Source organism: Arthrobacter sp. 1088 (assembly GCF_031455315.1).
Lineage (GTDB): Bacteria > Actinomycetota > Actinomycetes > Actinomycetales > Micrococcaceae > Arthrobacter.
Window position 1 is genome coordinate 26,839 of sequence record NZ_JAVDSM010000020.1, and the last position, 17,724, is coordinate 44,562.

Here is a 17,724-nt window from a genome sequence, read left to right on the forward strand (position 1 = left end):
ATCTGTGTAGCGGTTTAGTGAATGTAAGATGTCAGACATCTAACATTTCATAGCCAGTGTGACACAGCGCTCTTCACCGCGCAAGATGCCGTGCGTCACTAGTCTGGAGACATGGCCGGCACCGCAATTCCACTCCCCTTCGTGGACGTGAGAACCCCCTCGCCTTCCCCCGGCGGGCAAATCCCCGTTGTGCTCATCCACGGCTGGGCTTCGGGATCCGTGTACTGGGAGCGGCTGGCAAAGCTACTGCTCGACGCCGGACGCGAAGTGTGGATCCTCGACCTCCCCGGCTATCACCCCGGCGAGGACACGCCACCGGACTTCGAGTGGACGCTGGACTCTGCCGCCGCTTCCGTCGCAGCAGCGATCCGCGCCCGCACGAAAGGGCCGGCGCACCTGGTGGGGCATTCGATGGGCGGCAGCGTGTCACTGACCTTGGCGGCAAAGCATCCGGAACTAGTGGCAACAGTGACGCTGGTAGGAATGGTTCCGGCACCTCCAAACGAGGCCTTCAAGAACCTCCTGGTGTCACAGTTGGAGCAGGGATACTTCGACGCGGGCACCAAGCTGAAGCTCATGAACGCCTGGTACGGGCACCTCTCCCCGGAAGACATGGAGTTGCTCAGCAAAGGATTCGATACGCCGTTACATGTTCTGTCCGCCAGCGCCTGGGCGGCCATGACCGGCGTCGAACCTTCAGTGCCCAGCCGCGTTCAGGCGCCGCTGCTGGTCATCGCTGGAACGGGCGACCGCGTCCGGTCAATCGAGCAGATGACGTCGTTCGTGGCGGCAAGCCCGACGCGCACCCTGAAGGCCATTCCCGACGCCGGTCACAGCGTCCACTGGGAGCAGCCGGAAGAATGCGTCACGACTTTGTGTGAATTTTGGAAAACGAGCTGGCCACCGCCAGCGTAAGATGTCTGACAACCATCCGCGCCTGGAGGAAAACATCCATGAGGTGCGGGAGGGTATGAATTACAGGAAATGGGGATACATGGCACGCAAGTCGCTGGTGGGCGTCGTTGCTGATGAGCTGCTGGACCGGATCATCGCAGGCGAGTTTCCGCCCGGGACAATTGTTCCGGGCGAACTGGAGCTCAGCGCCCGGCACGAGGTGAGCCGCATGACCGTGCGCGAAGCCATGAAAACGCTCGAGGCACAGCGGATCCTCAGCGTGGAACGTGGCCGAGGAACATTCGTCAATCCGCTGAACCAGTGGGCATCCCTGGAGGCCGTCCTGCGTGCTGCTTCCGAAGGAACAAAAGACGCGGCCGCTGCCATTCAGCTCATTGAGCTACGCCGGATGCTGGAGACCGGCGCCTGCGAACTCGCAGCGGAACGTATCTCCGACAACGAGCTGATCGCCCTCAAAGAGCACGTTGAAAAGATGCAGGCCGCACACGAAGTCAATGACGTGGCCGCCTTCGTGGAAGCCGATCTCGCTTTCCACGATGTCATCCTCCATGCGTCGGGCAACGTCTTCGTGGCCGTACTGTTCGAGCCGCTGCATCGTGTACTCGAGGCACGGCGGACGCAGACCTCAGCTTTCGCTGACATCCAGGAGCACGCGATCGGCCATCACCGGAAAATTGCGGCGGCCCTGGAGTCTCGGAATCCGCACGAGGCCCGGCTGGCCATGGACGCCCATATGCAGCAAACCCTGGACGACCTGAAGACGTACGTCCTGGAGGCTTAACCCAGGCAGGGGACAGCAACCGTGCCAATGGAAGCCCATTGGCACGTCTACTGTCCCCCGTTTAGTCGGGTTTAGTCGACGTCCGTGTTCACGATGTAGACGTCGCACGGAGCACCGTGTGCCACGCTGTTGGCGATGCTGCCAAGGACACGGCCCAGGCCCTTCATCCGCTTGTTTCCCACCACGATCAGCGAGGCGTTGTTGGTCTCGGCGTAGTTGATGAGCGCGTTGGCCGGCGTACCGCGGGCCGCGAAGTACTTGATGTTGCCGCTGGGAACATCAAGTTCCTCAGAGACCTTGCGGGCTACGTATTCTGCGGAGTCGGCCGAAGAAACCGTGATCCTGTCGCTGCCGCTGCCAAATTCTTCAATGCGGTCATCGGAGAACCCGCTGATGACATGCAACTCGGCGCCAAGGGCTGTGGCAAGCTTCGCTGCTGCCACGGCTGCGCGCTTGGCCGTTTCGCTGCTGTCAACGCCGACGACAATAACTTCAGACATGAGTACTCCTGGTTGTGGGAATTCACTGGTGGTGCTGCTAAAAATCTACACTCCATCACCATCCGCCGCCGGGATCCGCGAAGAACCGGCATCTTCCAGCCTCCGTGTTTACGATCCGGCGTGTCCGGGTAGGGATAAGTCATCGGAACCATCACGCGACCGAAAGGCAAGGACATGAGCGAGGCATCATTTTCCCCGCAAACCGCCATCGTCACAGGATCTGACTCAGGGATTGGACGCGCCACGGCGGTTGCGCTGGCCAAGGCAGGCATGGATGTCGGCATCACCTGGCACACGGACCAGCAGGGTGCCGAGGACACTGCGGAAGAGGTCCGCGGCCTGGGCCGCAAGGCGGTGGTACACCATCTGGACACCACGAACGTCTCCGAAACCGCTGCCAGCATTGACAAGCTGGCCGAGGAGCTCGGCGGCCTGGACGTGTTCGTCAACAACTCCGGAACGGGCGATGGCACCAAGTTCCTGGACCTGGATTACGACACCTGGATGTCCACTTTGGACACCAACCTCAACGGCGCCTTCGTGGCCATGCAGGCAGCTGCCAAACGCATGGTCAACGCTGGCCGCGGCGGACGCATCATCGCGGTCACCAGCGTCCACGAGTTCCAGCCGCGGGTCGGAGCCTCTGCCTACGATGCCTCCAAACACGGCCTTGGCGGGCTCATCAAGACCATGGCGCTGGAGCTCGCGGAGTTCGGCATTACTGCCAACAATGTTGCTCCCGGCGAGATCGCAACACCCATGACCGGGCAAACGGACGAGGACCCAAGGCAGAAGGAGCGGCCTGGCGTGCCGCTGGGCCGTCCCGGTGACGCACGCGAAATTGCGGCCGTCATCGCTTTCCTGGCCTCCCCGGATTCCAGCTACGTCACTGGCGCCTCGTGGCCCGTGGACGGCGGAATGCTCCAAATGGGACCGCACGCAGGATCGCACATCACAGGCAATGACTGGCGCGAAAGCTGAGCCTGCCGGACCTCTGGCCCGCACGGACGTCCGTGGGCTAGTCTGCATGAACGGCCTGCCGAGCGGGCCAGCATTTTCAAGATTCAGGGACGATGATGAGGAGCACCATGGCTGACCACACATATAGCGTTTCCGAAATTGTTGGCACTTCTTCCGAGGGCGTCGATGCGGCCGTCAGGAATGGCATCGCCGCTGCCGCCCAGACGTTGCGTAACCTCGACTGGTTCGAGGTGAAGGAGATCCGCGGCCACCTGGAGAACGGCGCAATTGCCGACTGGCAGGTAACCATCAAGCTTGGCTTCCGCTTGGAGCGCTGATCCCTTCCTCCGCGAGATGACAGTTAATGCCAATGTTTCAGACGAACATTGGCATTAACTGTCATCCCGGCGGGCGGGTTCGGGGGCCGGGATGGTCTCCGCCGATACCTCGCCAAAGCTGCTGAGCAGCGTCAAGGCGTCCGACGACGGCGAACCCACCTTCGCGGAATAGACCCTCAGGTGCTGGTCGGGATCGTCCGGGAGGCCCAGGGTTTCAAAGTTCAGTTCAAGGTCGCCCACCACAGGGTGGTGCAGGCGGACAATCCCGGCAGACCGTGTGGCCACCCTGTGTCCCGCCCACCATTGACGGAAATGCTCGCTGTGCACGGCAAGTTCGCCCACGAGCTGGTTGGTCTGGGGATCGTTGGGGTGCCTGCCCACGTCCATCCGCAAGGCGCCCACTGCCTCGGCGGCCACGGTTTTCCAGTCCCTGAACAGGTCCTTGGCCGCAGGATCCAGAATGATCCAGCGGGTCAGGTTCCGTTCGGCCGCGGGTAGTGCTGTGAAATCCGTGAACAGCAGATGCGCCATCCGGTTTCCGGCCAAAACGTCAGCGCGTCGCCCCAGGACCATTGAGGGAACATCCCCGACGGCGTCCAGCAGCTGCCGCAAGGCAGGGCGCACCTTTTGGGCGGGGCCCGGATTGCCGGCCGAACTGGCGCAGTGCTCCAGCAGGTCCAACATGTGCGCATGCTCCCCCGCGTCCAGGCGCAACGCCCGTGCAACGGAATCGAGGACGGCCTTGGACGGATGGATGTTCCGGCCCTGCTCCAGGCGTGTGTAGTAGTCCGTGCTCACGCCGGAGAGCCTGGCCACCTCTTCGCGGCGGAGGCCCGGAACCCTGCGGGAGCCGTTGGACTGCGGAGCCCCGGCGTCCTCGGGCGAGAGGCGGGCACGCATGACTTTGAGGAATTTTCCGAACTCGGCGCTTTGACCCATCCGTCCATTCTGCCGTTATCGCAGCTGGAAGGACCAGAGCAGGACCACCATTTTGGGTAGGACTACCAGACCTAGGAAAAACAGGATCAGTCTGGATTGCTGACTCTGCGACGAAAACTGAATAGGCTCGGTACAGAGCCTCCCGAAAACGCTTTCTGGCAACCGGCGCAGCAGCCGAACCCACAGGAAGCAGCGGCCAGGCCCAGAAATATCTACCTCGAAGGAGACCTCATGCCAGAGCTGACCCTAAACAACGGCGTCACCATTCCCCAGCTCGGATTCGGTGTTTTCCAGGTGCCTCCGGAAGAAACACAGAAGGTGGTGGAAGACGCCTTGGAGGCAGGGTACCGGCACATCGATACCGCAGCTGCCTACCGTAACGAGGCAGGCGTGGGTGCTGCCATCGCCGCCTCGGGCCTTCCCAGGGAAGACCTCGTCATCACCACCAAGCTCCGCAACGGCGAGCAGGGTGAGGCGTACGACGCCTTCCAGCGCAGCCGCGATGCCCTTGGCCTGGAAGCAGTGGACCTTTACCTGATCCACTGGCCCGTCCCTTCGCAAGGGCTGTACACCCAGGCTTGGAAGGAGATGGAGAAGCTCCACCAGGACAAGCAGATCCGGGCCATCGGCGTCTCCAACTTCCTCACAGACCATCTGGATACCTTGCTGCGGGAAGCGGACATAGTGCCCGCCGTAAACCAGATCGAGCTGCACCCCACGTACCAACAAGGCGATCTGGCAAACAAGTGCCGCGATCTCGGCATCGCAGTGGAGGCCTACAGCCCGCTGGGACAGGGCAAGGACCTGAACGCCGAGGTAGTGGCCTTGGTGGCCGCTGCACATGAAACAACTCCGGCACAGGTAATTCTGGCGTGGCACCTCGCGCAGGGAACCATCGTGATCCCCAAGTCCGCCGACTCTGCCAGGATGCGGGAAAACCTCGGCGCCGCCGATCTCACCCTTACCCAATCCGAACTGGCTGCCATCACCGCCCTGGAGGCCGGAGCCCGCATAGGTTCCGATCCCGCCGTCGCGGCTTTTACCCAGTTCTAAACAGACACCGTAGTTCTAAACAAAAGGACACAACAGCATGCAGTACACCCACCTTGGCCGTTCCGGCCTGAAAGTTTCACGCCTCTGCCTCGGGACCATGAACTTCGGTCCCCAGACGGACGAAGCCACCGCGCACTCCATCATGGATTGTGCACTGGATTCCGGCATCAACTTCTTCGATACCGCCAACGTCTATGGCGGTTCCGGCCACCGGGGATGGACCGAAGAAATCATCGGGCGCTGGTTCGCAAAGGGCGGCGAGCGCCGGGAACGGACAGTGCTGGCCACCAAGCTGTACGGCACCATGACGGATCGCCCCAATGAGTCCAAGCTCTCCGCCCTGAACATCCGTCGTGCCCTGGATGCCAGCTTGAAGCGGTTGCAGACGGATTACATCGACATCTACCAGTTCCATCACATCGACCGCCAGACACCGTGGGATGAGATTTGGCAGGCAATCGAGGTGGCCGTGCAGCAGGGCAAGATCCTGTATTCGGGCAGCAGCAACTTTGCAGGCTGGCACATTGCCCAGGCCCAGGAAGCCGCCCGCAGGCGCAACTACACCGGACTGGTCAGCGAGCAGTCCATCTACAACCTCTTCCGGCGCGAACTTGAGCTTGAAGTCATCCCCGCGGCGCAGCAGTACGGACTCGGTTTGATCCCGTGGTCTCCCCTGCAGGGCGGCCTGCTGGGTGGCGTGCTGAAGAAGGAGGAGCAGGGCGTCCGCCGCACGGAAGGCCGTGCGCTGGAGACGCTGCGCAAGCATGAGGACCAGATCCGTCAGTACGAGGATTTCGCGGACGAACTCGGGCAGAAGCCCGGGGACGTTGCCCTGGCTTGGCTTCTTCATCAGCCTGCCGTGACGGCGCCCATCGTTGGGCCACGCACCCAGGAGCAGCTGGACGCCGCAATCCGGGCCTTGGATGTGACCCTCAACGAGGATGCCCTCAAACGGCTGGATGACATTTTCCCGGGACACCGCCCCGCCCCGGAGGACTACGCCTGGTGAGCAGCCTCCTCCCCGTCGGTCCCGGAACGGCGGACACGGTCTCGCCGCGGAACATCCTGTTCATCGGGGGTACCGGGGTCATCAGTGCGGCGGCGGCTGACCGCGCCGTTGCGCTGGGCCACCGGTTGACCATCCTCAACAGGGGACGGTCAGCCGGTCGGCCGGTTCCCGAGGGCGCTGAGGTACTCCATGCAGACATCCGCGACAGCGGGGCAGTGCGGGAGGTGCTTCGCGGAAAGGAGTACGACGCCGTAGCGGACTTCATCTCGTTCACTCCGGCTCATGCGCGGGCCGGCTTGGAGATGTTCCGGGGAAAAACGGGCCAGTACGTTTTCATTAGTTCCGCCTCGGCGTACCAAAAGCCACCCAGTACCCTGCCCATCAGGGAATCGACTCCTTTGAAGAACCCCTTTTGGAAGTACTCGCAGGACAAGATTGCCTGTGAAGAGTTGTTGTTTGAGGCCTACCGCGAGCAGGACTTCCCTGTGACTGTGGTCCGGCCGTCCCACACCTACGATCGGACCAAGATCGCGTTGGTGGGCGGTTGGACTGACATTCACCGCATGCGCGCGGGAATGCCCGTGTTGGTTCATGGGGACGGGACCTCCCTGTGGACGCTGACGCACAGCCGTGATTTCGCCAAGGCCTTCGTTGGGCTCTTGGGAAGGCCACAGGCTGTCGGTGAGAGCTACACCATTACTTCCGACGAGTTCCTGCCATGGAACCAGATCTACCGTCTCTTCGCCCGGGCAGCCGGGGTTCCTGAGCCCGAGCTGTTCCATGTTTCCTCCGAGACCATCGCCGCCCACAGCAAAGAGCTTGGCCCCAACCTTTTGGGGGACCGCTCGCACTCCGTGGTGTTCGACAACTCCAAGATCAAGGCACTCGTGCCGGATTACCAGGCAACCATCCCTTTCGCGGACGGTGCGAGGGAGATCATCGACTGGCACGATCAGCATCCCGGGCTGCAAGTTGTTGCGGAAGACTTCATGGAACTGAGCGATCGGCTCTATGAGTGGACGGCAAGATGAGTGGTCTGCTGGATCAGTGGTCTCGGCGGCAACTGTTGCCAAGCAGCCAGTGGCCAGCGTAGAACAGCAAAGAGACCCGCCGGTCGAGATTCAAGCATTAGAGGAGATCATGCTCATGACACTTGCCCCGCTCATTGAACTCAACGACGGCTACAAGATCCCGCAACTGGGCTTGGGTACGTGGCCCCTTGATGATGCCCAGGTTGCCGATGCCGTGGTGGAGGCTGTTTCCTGCGGCTACCGACACATTGATACGGCGGTCAAATATGGGAATGAGGAAGGAGTCGGCAATGGTATCCGTGCCTGCGGTGTGGACCGGAGCGAGCTCTTCATCACTACCAAGCTCGACGGCGGATTCCAAGGCTCGGGCAAGGCAACCGCTGGGCTCGATGGCTCCCTGCAACGACTCGGGCTGGACTACGTTGACCTGCTGCTGATCCATTGGCCGCTCCCCCGCCGCGGCGAGTTCGTCTCCACGTGGAAGACGTTCGAGGAACTGCAGGCCTCGGGCAAGGTACGATCCATCGGCGTTTCCAATTTCAAGCCTTCGCACCTTGACCGGCTGTTCCGGGAAACGGATGTTGTTCCAGCGGTCAACCAGATCCAGGTCAATCCCGCCATCCCGCGTCCTGTTGCCATCGCGTTCAACGAGCAGCACGGGATTGTCACAGAATCGTACAGTCCACTGGGCGCCAGCAGCGACCTCCTGAATGCCCCGGTTCTGGCGAGCATCGGCAACAAGCATGGAAAGACGCCCGGCCAGGTGGTCCTGCGTTGGCATGTCCAGCAGGGCCTGGTTGCCATCCCCAAGACCGCCAACCCGCAAAGGATGCGGGAGAACCTTGACGTCTTCGGCTTCGAGCTGGACCAGGATGACCTCAGAAGACTGCAAACCCTCGACGCCGGTCCTGATGCCGGCGTCGACTCGGACGTTCAGGGACACTAGGGGACGGGAACACTAAACGTGGGGGAACTGAATATGGAAACAGCAGGCGCAGAAACATTGATCTGGACCGGGTCCTACACTGCGGACCGGAATGGAAATGGCGAAGGTATCGGCGCCATCACCGTGGATGCGGACGGGAACCTTACTTCGCTTGGCTTGGCTGCGGCGGCGAACTCGCCGTCCTTCCTCGCCATTCATCCAGGCCTCCCTGTGCTCTATGCCGTTGCCGAGGAAGGCAAGATGGTACGGGCGTACCGCCGTACCGGCACCGCTGAGCTGGAAGAGATGGGTAAACCATGGCCGGCAGGGGAGGCCGCTTGCCACGTCGCGACGGATCCGCAGGGACGTTTCATTGTGGTCACCTGCTGGGGTGATGGCCAGGTCATTCTCTACGAACTGGACCACGACGGCGCCATCACCTCGCGGACCAGCGCGGAAGCCGCCGTCGACCCCCATCAAACCGGACCCACCGATGAGCCGCGTCCAAGCCGCGCACATTCAAGCCTCATGCTTCCCGATGGTCGCGTGATGACCACGGACCTCGGGCACGATCTTGTGAGGGTTTGGCGGTACGAGCCGGGCCAGGGTCTGTTGCCCGACCACCACGTGATCCTGCCCAAGGACTCCGGCCCGCGTCATATGGTGCGGCATCCCAGCGGTACGGTTTTCATCGATACGGAATACTCGATTGAGGTTGCAGCTGTCAGGGCCGAACCCCAGGGGGTCTACGAACTCACGGCCGTGGTTCCCGCCAGTGTCAACAAAGCGTTCGACGGCGACTCCGCCGCGGAGATTGCAATGTCCGCTGACGGTCGGTTCGTCTATGTGGGCGTCCGGGGCTCCAACCGGATCTGCATCCTGAAGGTGGGCGCCCAGGGCACGGACGTCACTCCCCTGGCCGATGTGCCAAGCGGGGGCGACTGGCCACGGCACCACCTGGTCCACGGCGGCTGGCTCTTGGTGGCCCATGAAGGTTCCAATGACGTCCTGACTTTCAGGCTCGACCCCGAAACCGGCCTGCCCGACGGACCCGTAGGCCGCCTGGCGACAGGGTCCCCGAGCGTTCTGGTCCCGGCGGGTTAGGCCGCCCAGACCTGGACGTCGTCCGTTCCGCAGAACAGCTTGCGGCCCGTGGGTTCAAGCACCACCCACAGCAGTTCCTGATGGTGGGAAACGTCGTCGACACGGCCCGCGCCGGCACCCCACGCGACGTCGTAGATCCAGACGTGATCGCCGACGCTGAGCTCAGTCCACTGCGCTGCCGGCACGTGCCGGTAGTCGCTGGGCCGGTTCAGGATGGAGCTGGTCATGCTGTGACGTCGCCAGCGGTCCGGCGCCGCCAGACAGTGGGCACTCCGTTGTGCGCCGGTAGGACGTGACCTTCCGCGAACACCTGGACGGCGTCAGGCTCAGAGTCCGGGCTCCACAAACCCGAGGCCGGGCAGTGGGAACCGGTGGGCATGACACGGGTGGCTCGTTCGCGCAGGAGGGCGATGCTCTTCATCGTTGAAACTCATCCTTGGGTAGTTCAGGGCGCTGCATGCTGTGAAGCAGGGCCTGGTGTGAAGCAGATCTCCTCAACCCTATGCAAGTCATGGACGGTTCGTTATAGGCAATTGCATAGCATTTCCGCACAGTGTCATGCAGGCGAACAATAGGAATTTGGCTCAATCTGGACTAAAAGTCCTGCAAGCGCTTCCAGTATTGAACCCGCAACAGCGCTTCACTCTCAGAAAAACATCTATTTCTATGGATCAAATCCGCGCAAGCGCTTACAGTTGTGAGTTGCCACACAGCAGAGTCGCTTAGCGGAAGGTTTCATCACTTGCTATCTCGCAGCTATAGATCCATTGTCCCCGCCGTCGTACTCGCCACCGCAGTGGTGACGGCTTCCACCGTTCTTCCCGCGAGCGCCGCCACCACCAAGAAAACGCCGCCTGATCCCGCCGGCCAACACTCAGTCCGCGGCGGCGTCAGTGATCAGAACTTCTACTTCGTCATGGCTGACCGCTTCAACAACGGCACAAAAGCCAACGACGACGGCGGGCTGGGTACGGATCCGATGGTGTCCGGCTACGACCCCACCCGCAAGGGCTTCTACAACGGTGGTGACCTGAAAGGCCTCCAGGACCGTCTGGACTACATCCAGGGTTTGGGAACGAGTGCCCTCTGGCTTACACCGAGCTTCAAGAACAAGGCCGTCCAAGGTGACGGGTCAGTGGAGAACAGCTCCGCGGGTTACCACGGGTACTGGGTCACGGATTTCACGCAGATCGACCCCCACCTGGGCACGAATGCTGAACTGAAGACGCTGATCGATGCCGCCCATGCACGCGGCATGAAGGTCTATTTCGACATCATCACCAACCACACGGCGGACGTGATCCAGTATCAGGAGTCCGAGTCAGCGCCTTACATTTCCAAGGAAACAGAGCCGTACCGCACGGTAGCGGGCGAGGCCTTCGATGACCACGACTATGCCGGCACACAGGACTTTCCTGCACTGGATCCATCAACGTCCTTCCCCTACACACCGGTGGTCCCCGAAGCCGAGAAGGACGTCAAGGTTCCCGCGTGGCTCAACGACTCCACGCTGTATCACAACCGTGGCAACACCACCTTTTCCGGCGAGGACGCGCTCTACGGCGACTTCTTCGGCTTGGACGATCTGTTCACGGAGAATCCCCGCGTGGTCAACGGCTTTGTTGATATCTACAAGAGTTGGATCCGCGACTTCGGGATCGACGGCTTCCGCATCGACACCATGAAGCACGTCAACGATGAATTCTGGCAGCAGTTTGGCCCGCAGGTCCTGAGCTACGCCAAGGAGCAGGGCAAGGACGAATTCTTCATGTTTGGCGAGGTCTTCGATACCTCCAAGAGCGTCACGTCCAAGTTCACCACCAGAAACAAGATGCAGGCTGTTCTCGACTTCGGTTTCCAAGGAGCTGCGCGCAGCTTCGCTTCCCAGAGCAGCAAGGCCAGTGGTTTGGCCGAGTTCTTCAATGGAGATGACTGGTACACCGACGCCGACTCCAACGTGTACCAACTGCCCACCTTCCTGGGGAACCACGACATGGGCCGTATCGGCACGTTCATCGCCCAGGACAACGCCGGGGCGCCAGACGCCGAACTCGTCGAGCGTGATGAACTCGCCCACGAACTGATGTACTTCGCGCGCGGCAACCCGGTTGTCTACTACGGCGACGAGCAAGGATTCACCGGGGCAGGTGGGGACCAGGACTCACGGCAATCCATGTTCGCCAGCCAGGTTCAGGAATACCTTGATGACGACCTTCTGGGCACAAGCGCGACGCATGCAACAGACAACTTCGATACCGGGCACCCGCTGTACAGGAAGATCAGCGAACTTGCTGCACTCACCGCCGAGCACCCCACCCTCCGCAGCGGCGCGCAGCAGAACCGCTACGCCGCCGACGCCCCGGGGATTTACGCCTTCTCGCGTATCGACGCCAAAGAGCAACGTGAGTACGTGGTTGCCGTGAACAACAGCGAGAGTGCGCAAACAGCGGAAATCCCCACGTATGAAGCGAAGCAGCCGTTCAACCTCGTTTACGGCGACGCTGCAGCCGACGCAAAGACTGACACCCAGGCCAAACTGACCGTTTCAGTTCCTCCGCTTTCCACCGTGGTGTACCAGGCAGCGGGGCGACTCGCGCAATCCAAGGCGGCACCCGGCGTCGTTCTCAAGAAGCCGGTCACCGCTGCTGGTGACGCTACGCGCATGAAGGTGACGGCCGACGTCGACGGTAATTCTTTCTATGAAGTCACTTTCCAGGCGCGGACCGCGGGCGGGGAATGGGAGTCGATCGGCACAGACGATAACGCGCCGTACCAGGTCTTCCACGATGTGTCCGCGATGCAGTCCGGCGCGTCGGTGGAGTACCGTGCCGTGGTGCTGGACAATGCCGGCCACACGTCGGCGAGTGAGCCGCGCAGCGGCGTGGTGGGCGAGCCGGCCCAGCCCGAAACCGTCACCGTGGCCGGCAGCCTCAACACCGAGCTTGGCTGCACGGAAGACTGGCAGCCGTCGTGCGAGCAGGCGTCGATGACTTACGAACCAACGCACCGTCTGTGGCAGCTGAACGTCCCGAACCTGCCGGCCGGGACGTACGGGTTCAAGGCTGCGCTCAACGGTTCGTGGGACGAGAACTACGGAGCGGATGGCGTTCCGAACGGTCCCAATGTGGTGTTCACTCACAGTGGCGGCGCCGTCACGTTCCTCTACGACCACGCAACCAACGTGATCAGCGCCGTGACCGCCGGCCCGCAACCCGCCGCTGTATCCGTTCCCGGTAGCCTGAACTCCGAGCTCGGTTGTGCCGGCGATTGGATGCCTGATTGCCCTCAGGCCCAGCTTGCCCTGGACCCTGTGGATGGTATCTGGAAGCTATCCGTGCCGGACCTGGCAGCGGGTAGCTACGAATTCAAGGCCGCGATCAACGGCTCCTGGGCTGAGAACTACGGTTTGGGCGGCGCCCCGAACGGCAGCAACATAGCCCTGAAGCACGACGGCGGACCGGTCACCTTCCGGTACGACCCCGCCAGCCATCTACTCACCACCCGCTAGCCCAAGTAGGTAGCAGCAGTGCGCGTTTTGAGCGCTCAAAACGCGCACTGCTGCTACTCAGATGGGCCTAGTTGTAGCTCACGCTCAGGAGCATGGCCTTCAGCTGTGAGTACTGTTCACTACCCATCCAGGCCTTGGCCGCTTCAGGGGTGGCGAACGTGGGCTGCTTGTCGAGATCAAATTTCACGTATGCGATCATGAACCCGTTGGGCATCCTGATCTGGTTTGTGCCGGATGAGGTCTGCCCGGATTGAAGCTCGGAGGACAGCCGGATGTCCATGACGTAGACCGGAGGAGAGTCGGAACGCCCACTAGCTGTGGGCATCCCTCCGCTACCGGAGTTGTAGTCGATGTTCATGATGTAGTTCAAGGAGAACCCGAATTCCACCTGGTTTCCTGCTGTATCCGTTACTCCAGGAACCACGGCACGGTCCAGAACTGTCCGGTCCACCAGCCCGGCAGTACCGTCGCCGTAGAAACCGCTGCTCATAAAGGCGACTTCAGCGCCCGTGCTGTCCAGAACGGTGGCTCCGTCGGAAGGACCTTGTTCCGGGCGAACAGTCCAACCGGCGGGGTACCTGAACGAGACGTGTCCATCAGGGAAGGTGAACGTCTGGATCGTGGGCACCTGGACCGGCGGCGCCACGGGTGCGGTGGTGGTCGCAGCTGGTGCGGTGGGGGTCGGCGCCTGACTGGCTTCCGGCGTCGGAGTCGCAGTTGGCGTTGCTATTGGCGAAGGAGTGGCGGACACGCTTGGCGTTGGCGTTGGCGTTGGCTCAGGGGTGGTGACGGTGACTGCCGGCGCCGGCGTTGAGCTTATTGACCCGAAGTTGGCGGCCACGAGGACACCGGCAGTGACAGCGGCAGCTCCCAGCAACAACGCTCCGGCAATCCGGACCTTCCGGTTCCTGCGCTCTTGGAGCGAGCTGACTCCAGCCGGCACAGTGTCACTGAAAACCCGAGGACCTGTCAGCATACGGGCCAAGGCTTCTTCGCCGTTGATTTCGGCCTCTGGTTCGTGGGCAAGAGGGTCGATCGAGGAAATCTGGCTCTTGATCTGGTCCATCTCAGACTCCCATCTTGTGTGTAGTCGTTTCGACACCTGCAGGCATCTGTTTCCGGAAAGCACCGCGTGCGCGGTGCAAGCGGACCTTCGCTGCGGATTCGCTGCAGTTGAGTACGCGTGCGATTTCGGTGGAACCCAAACCGTCCCAATACGCCAGCTGGAGGATGTCCCGATCCTGTTCGCGGAGCCGGGCCATGGCATCCTGTACCACGACGTTCTCGGAGTCGTCCCCGAAACGCTCTACCGCCGTCGTGCGTAGCTTTTCCTGCAGTGCCTGTTGGCGGTCACGGCTCCTGTAGGCATTGCCGACGAGATTGCGCGCAACAGTGAGCAGGTACGGGACATCGGGTTGGGAGTTGTCGTCCCATTTTTGCCACACGACGCGGAAAACGTCCGCCGCGATTTCTTCGGCAATTTCCGCCGATTCCACCCTGCGGCGGACAAATCTGAAAACGGATGGATAGCTGTTTTTGTGAATGGCGATAAACGCCAGTTCGCGCTCGGAAAGCACGATTTTCCCCCTGAATGTAGTGTCCTGAACTGCAGGATACTTCTATAGTTTCCGGCCGACGTCCCACGGTTACACGCGGCTTGGAGAATTTTCGATAGATTCGTCCCACCGAACCCGAGCGAAAGTGTGGAAGTCACATGGTGGAATCAGGTCCCGCAGCAGACTGGGCCCGCAAACAGGTGGATCAGGGGCGCGTGCCGGTGGCCGTGCTGGGAATTGCATCAAGCCACGGCATCTCCGACGTTGTCGCCTTTGGGCACGACGACGGCCGGAAGGCGACCACCGATGACCACTTTGCATTGTTCTCAGTCACGAAACCCATCAGCGCACTGACGGTGATGCGTCAGGTTGAGCTGGGGAAATTGTCGCTCGGCAATTCATTGACAGACGCGCTCCCCGGCTTCGGCGCCGGCCGCACGGACACGGTGACCCTCGAACACTTGTTAAGTCACCGCTCGGGAATCATGGATACCCAGCTCGACGGCGGCACGCCCCTCCGCGAAGACCTCACCACGGCGGAGCAAGCCTTCTATGCGGGATCGCTGGTCCAGTACTGCAATGTGGCTTTTGAGGGTGCTGCCGCGATGGCTGAATGGGCCGATGGTCGCCCGTTCGAAGAGCAGCTCAGTTCATTGGCCAACGACACCGGCGCGAAAGGCCTCACGTTCCACACGGACTGCAATCCGCACACAGTCCGTGGCGCAGAAGAGCAGGGGCTGGACGTTGAGGGGATGTACAAGAAGAAGCACCCCGGCGCCGGGCTGTTCGGCACCGCCACGGATCTGCTCAATCTCGGCACCGAGTTGCTGCGCAATGCCGGCAAGGCCGTGCGGCCCGCCACGCTTGCGGCCATGCGCCGGCCAAGGACCACCGGGATTTCCCACATCAGTGTCCGGCCCAAGCCCTTGCGGCACACCGGCCTTGGTTTCCAGATGCCAGCCAACGAATCCGAGCTGATTGCCAAGGGGATCTACGGTCACCCCGGGTGGTCGGGCACGGAATGGTGGATGTTCCCGGAGCAGGACCGGTGCGTCGTGTTCCTGACGAATGTCCTGGACACACCGGACCTTGGCGTGGACATCAATGAGCTTTTCAACGCGGTGGCTGCCTCCTGAGCCCTGGCTCCAACGGTCCGGTCAACTGCGCGCTCCAAGTGAGCGGGCACGCCACGCGGAAACAGCCCATGCGATCAGGAACAGGCCCACAAGGAACAGGCCTGCGTCGCCAAGGTCGATCCCTCCAAGCCACGTAGTCAGCGGGTCCTCGAGTTCAAACGCCGCGTTGACGAATCCCCCGAGCGTGATCACGGAGATGAACAGCGCCGACACAGCCGAAATTCCGGTGATCACCACGTTGAAGCCGAGCTTGCGCTGGGGGTCGTTGATGGCGGAGTTGTACATTTTCATCATGGCCACGCCGTTGATGGAATCGCACAATGTCATGGCCGCGGCGAACGCGAACGGCAGCGCCATCAAGGCGAGCGGTGAGACTCCGGCGATTGACGCCGTCGTGGTGACAACCAGTAGTCCGATGGTGGTGGCCGTATCGAAGCCGAGCCCGAAGAGGAAACCGATCACGTAGATGTTCCGCGGCCGCTCCACCTTTGACAGGGGCTTGGCCAGCAAACGGGCAACAAATCCTTTGGCCTCGAGATCTTCTGCACTGATCGCCGCACCGGCCTTGACGCTCCAGTACACCTGCGTGGCACGCATGAATGCCGAGCCGTTGAAGAGCCCCATCCCCAGGAGGAACAAACCGGACACTCCGCTTCCGATCAGGCCCAGCACCTTGTTGCCCGCCGTGCCGTCCTCCATGAATTGGCCTATCAACGTTGCGCCCGCCACCACGAGGAGCCCCGCCAGGATCACCACGGAACTGTGGCCCAGGCTGAATGCGAAGCCGACGCTCACAGGATCCTTGTGCTGCGCAACAAACTTGCGCGTGGAGTTATCGATCGCAGCGATGTGGTCCCAGTCGTAGCTGTGCTTGATTCCGGCCACGTACGCGGTAATCACCAAGCCGAACGCAAGCGGCTGGGCCGCCACCAAACCCTGCAGTGAAAGCGAACCCAGTAGCGAAAGCACGACGGCGGCAATGTGCAGGGCGGCCACCGCACCGAACGTGAAAAGTAGCCGGGTGCGCAATGGCAGCTTCTCCCGGTCCCGGTACATGGCGGCGAACCCGGTCAGCGCAGTCATTAATACTTCCTCAGGTTCAAGGGCTCCTGCCCGTGCCAGCGTTTGCGGAGAACGCCGGTGCAAGAGCCCAGCAGATGATTTAGTTCGTCGGTGCTGTTTGACAAGGATCTCAGCACAAGCCCCGTCGTGCCGCCAGCACTTTTGGTCAGGGAAACGCCCGTGTGGGCGTCCAGGTGGCGGGTGAGCTCGTGCAGCTCATCGGCAAGCTCCTGATCCACTTTCTGATCCACCACGATCAACGACCCCAGGTGACTGAAGCCCTCCATGAACCCCATGCCTGCCACATCGTTGACGGGTGGGAGAATCAGGAGGTTGTCGAGAGCCAGCAGTTTCGCTCCGTTTTCGTCTTCGATCCAGATCTCGTTCCGCAGTCGCAGTTCTTCGTACTTGAAGGATGCGCCGTCCGGCGACCACCCTGGCGTGATGACCTCGGCCATGACAAGGCTCGACGTCGGGTGGAGGCTGATGCGCGAATTCTGCCGGTAACACGCCTCCCGATAAGCAATCAACTGGTCGGGCACGAACTCCAACCGCGCCCCCTCCCCCAGCCGCACACGCATCCGCTGCTCAGCAAACGAGCCCGGAGTCCGATAAACCTTGGTGGCAGACTGCGTAGTCAACAACAGCTCCGCCCCCTCTTGCACGTGAACATCTACGAGGAACAGATCGCCCCCAAGATAAGCCCCGCCAGGATTCACGATGACGTAGCAAACCAGCCCGGACCCATCCAAGTAATGAGGCCGCAAAACCCGCAAGGCGCCCTCATGAAACTGATGGATGGCAACGGATCGGGGACTGTCCGATTTTCGGTGGATCCACGGTTGGCATTTAGTTGATTCTTCCGTCGAAGCTGATGGCGAAGGCGTTCAGGGCCGGCTTCCATCGT

General features: G+C 61.6%; 19 protein-coding genes. 11 read left to right on the forward strand and 8 right to left on the reverse strand.

Annotation, left to right across the window (positions count from 1 at the left end):
- The first annotated feature begins 111 nt into the window (after positions 1-111).
- Positions 112-915 carry an alpha/beta hydrolase gene (locus J2Y41_RS21940; RefSeq protein WP_309931694.1) on the forward strand — a complete coding sequence of 268 codons (804 nt, stop codon included), beginning with the start codon at positions 112-114 and terminating at the stop codon, positions 913-915.
- A 79-nt stretch (positions 916-994) separates the two neighbouring features.
- Positions 995-1,696, forward strand: a complete 702-nt coding sequence (locus tag J2Y41_RS21945; protein ID WP_309931708.1) for a FadR/GntR family transcriptional regulator — start codon at positions 995-997, stop codon at positions 1,694-1,696.
- A 71-nt stretch (positions 1,697-1,767) separates the two neighbouring features.
- Here the strand turns inward: J2Y41_RS21945 and J2Y41_RS21950 are convergent, their stop codons facing one another.
- The gene (locus J2Y41_RS21950; RefSeq protein ID WP_224094701.1) at positions 1,768-2,196 is read right to left on the reverse strand and encodes a universal stress protein; all 429 of its coding nucleotides are present in this window, start codon (positions 2,194-2,196) and stop codon (positions 1,768-1,770) included.
- A 174-nt stretch (positions 2,197-2,370) separates the two neighbouring features.
- On the opposite strand from J2Y41_RS21950, the gene J2Y41_RS21955 reads away from it, so the two are divergent.
- Positions 2,371-3,177, forward strand: a complete 807-nt coding sequence (locus tag J2Y41_RS21955) for an SDR family oxidoreductase (RefSeq protein ID WP_309931695.1) — start codon at positions 2,371-2,373, stop codon at positions 3,175-3,177.
- Positions 3,178-3,284: 107 nt separating this feature from the next.
- Positions 3,285-3,494, forward strand: coding sequence for a dodecin (locus tag J2Y41_RS21960; protein ID WP_224094697.1), 210 nt, complete (start codon positions 3,285-3,287; stop codon positions 3,492-3,494).
- 54 nt (positions 3,495-3,548) lie between these two features.
- On the opposite strand, the gene J2Y41_RS21965 is transcribed toward J2Y41_RS21960, so the two are convergent.
- Positions 3,549-4,433: a helix-turn-helix transcriptional regulator gene (locus J2Y41_RS21965; protein WP_309931696.1), complete on the reverse strand. Its 885-nt coding sequence runs from the start codon at positions 4,431-4,433 to the stop codon at positions 3,549-3,551.
- A gap of 231 nt (positions 4,434-4,664) precedes the next feature.
- Between J2Y41_RS21965 and J2Y41_RS21970 the strand changes: the two genes are divergently transcribed.
- From J2Y41_RS21970 to J2Y41_RS21990, 5 genes are all read left to right on the forward strand, one after another.
- A complete protein-coding gene (locus J2Y41_RS21970) occupies positions 4,665-5,486 on the forward strand; it encodes an aldo/keto reductase (RefSeq protein ID WP_309931697.1) in 822 nt (273 codons plus the stop codon).
- 37 nt (positions 5,487-5,523) lie between these two features.
- Positions 5,524-6,495 (forward strand): aldo/keto reductase, encoded by a 972-nt coding sequence (locus J2Y41_RS21975; RefSeq protein WP_309931698.1) that lies wholly within the window; start codon positions 5,524-5,526, stop codon positions 6,493-6,495.
- Positions 6,492-7,526: an NAD-dependent epimerase/dehydratase family protein gene (locus J2Y41_RS21980; RefSeq protein WP_309931699.1), complete on the forward strand. Its 1,035-nt coding sequence runs from the start codon at positions 6,492-6,494 to the stop codon at positions 7,524-7,526. The genes J2Y41_RS21975 and J2Y41_RS21980 overlap by 4 nt, the downstream gene beginning before the upstream one ends.
- Before the next feature lie 115 nt (positions 7,527-7,641).
- The gene (locus tag J2Y41_RS21985; protein WP_224094692.1) at positions 7,642-8,472 is read left to right on the forward strand and encodes an aldo/keto reductase; all 831 of its coding nucleotides are present in this window, start codon (positions 7,642-7,644) and stop codon (positions 8,470-8,472) included.
- Positions 8,473-8,505: 33 nt separating this feature from the next.
- Positions 8,506-9,555: a beta-propeller fold lactonase family protein gene (locus J2Y41_RS21990; protein WP_309931700.1), complete on the forward strand. Its 1,050-nt coding sequence runs from the start codon at positions 8,506-8,508 to the stop codon at positions 9,553-9,555.
- On the opposite strand, the gene J2Y41_RS21995 is transcribed toward J2Y41_RS21990, so the two are convergent.
- The gene (locus J2Y41_RS21995) at positions 9,552-9,782 is read right to left on the reverse strand and encodes a hypothetical protein (protein WP_309931701.1); all 231 of its coding nucleotides are present in this window, start codon (positions 9,780-9,782) and stop codon (positions 9,552-9,554) included. The two genes, J2Y41_RS21990 and J2Y41_RS21995, sit on opposite strands and share 4 nt — an antisense overlap.
- Positions 9,779-9,976 (reverse strand): hypothetical protein, encoded by a 198-nt coding sequence (locus tag J2Y41_RS22000; protein ID WP_309931702.1) that lies wholly within the window; start codon positions 9,974-9,976, stop codon positions 9,779-9,781. Before J2Y41_RS22000 ends, J2Y41_RS21995 begins: the two co-directional genes overlap by 4 nt.
- 321 nt (positions 9,977-10,297) lie before the next feature.
- On the opposite strand from J2Y41_RS22000, the gene J2Y41_RS22005 reads away from it, so the two are divergent.
- Positions 10,298-13,063: an alpha-amylase family glycosyl hydrolase gene (locus J2Y41_RS22005; protein WP_309931703.1), complete on the forward strand. Its 2,766-nt coding sequence runs from the start codon at positions 10,298-10,300 to the stop codon at positions 13,061-13,063.
- A gap of 67 nt (positions 13,064-13,130) precedes the next feature.
- On the opposite strand, the gene J2Y41_RS22010 is transcribed toward J2Y41_RS22005, so the two are convergent.
- Both J2Y41_RS22010 and J2Y41_RS22015 read right to left on the reverse strand, forming a co-directional pair.
- Positions 13,131-14,129 carry a hypothetical protein gene (locus J2Y41_RS22010; RefSeq protein ID WP_309931704.1) on the reverse strand — a complete coding sequence of 333 codons (999 nt, stop codon included), beginning with the start codon at positions 14,127-14,129 and terminating at the stop codon, positions 13,131-13,133.
- Between the two features lies 1 nt (position 14,130).
- On the reverse strand, positions 14,131-14,640 hold the full coding sequence (locus J2Y41_RS22015) for a sigma-70 family RNA polymerase sigma factor (protein WP_309931705.1): 510 nt from the start codon (positions 14,638-14,640) through the stop codon (positions 14,131-14,133).
- Positions 14,641-14,777: 137 nt separating this feature from the next.
- Between J2Y41_RS22015 and J2Y41_RS22020 the strand changes: the two genes are divergently transcribed.
- Positions 14,778-15,755, forward strand: a complete 978-nt coding sequence (locus J2Y41_RS22020; RefSeq protein WP_309931706.1) for a serine hydrolase domain-containing protein — start codon at positions 14,778-14,780, stop codon at positions 15,753-15,755.
- A gap of 21 nt (positions 15,756-15,776) precedes the next feature.
- Here the strand turns inward: J2Y41_RS22020 and J2Y41_RS22025 are convergent, their stop codons facing one another.
- The gene (locus tag J2Y41_RS22025) at positions 15,777-16,838 is read right to left on the reverse strand and encodes a nickel transporter (protein WP_309931707.1); all 1,062 of its coding nucleotides are present in this window, start codon (positions 16,836-16,838) and stop codon (positions 15,777-15,779) included.
- Positions 16,838-17,536 carry an urease accessory protein UreD gene (locus J2Y41_RS22030; RefSeq protein WP_309931709.1) on the reverse strand — a complete coding sequence of 233 codons (699 nt, stop codon included), beginning with the start codon at positions 17,534-17,536 and terminating at the stop codon, positions 16,838-16,840. Before J2Y41_RS22030 ends, J2Y41_RS22025 begins: the two co-directional genes overlap by 1 nt.
- Positions 17,537-17,724: the final 188 nt, after the last annotated feature.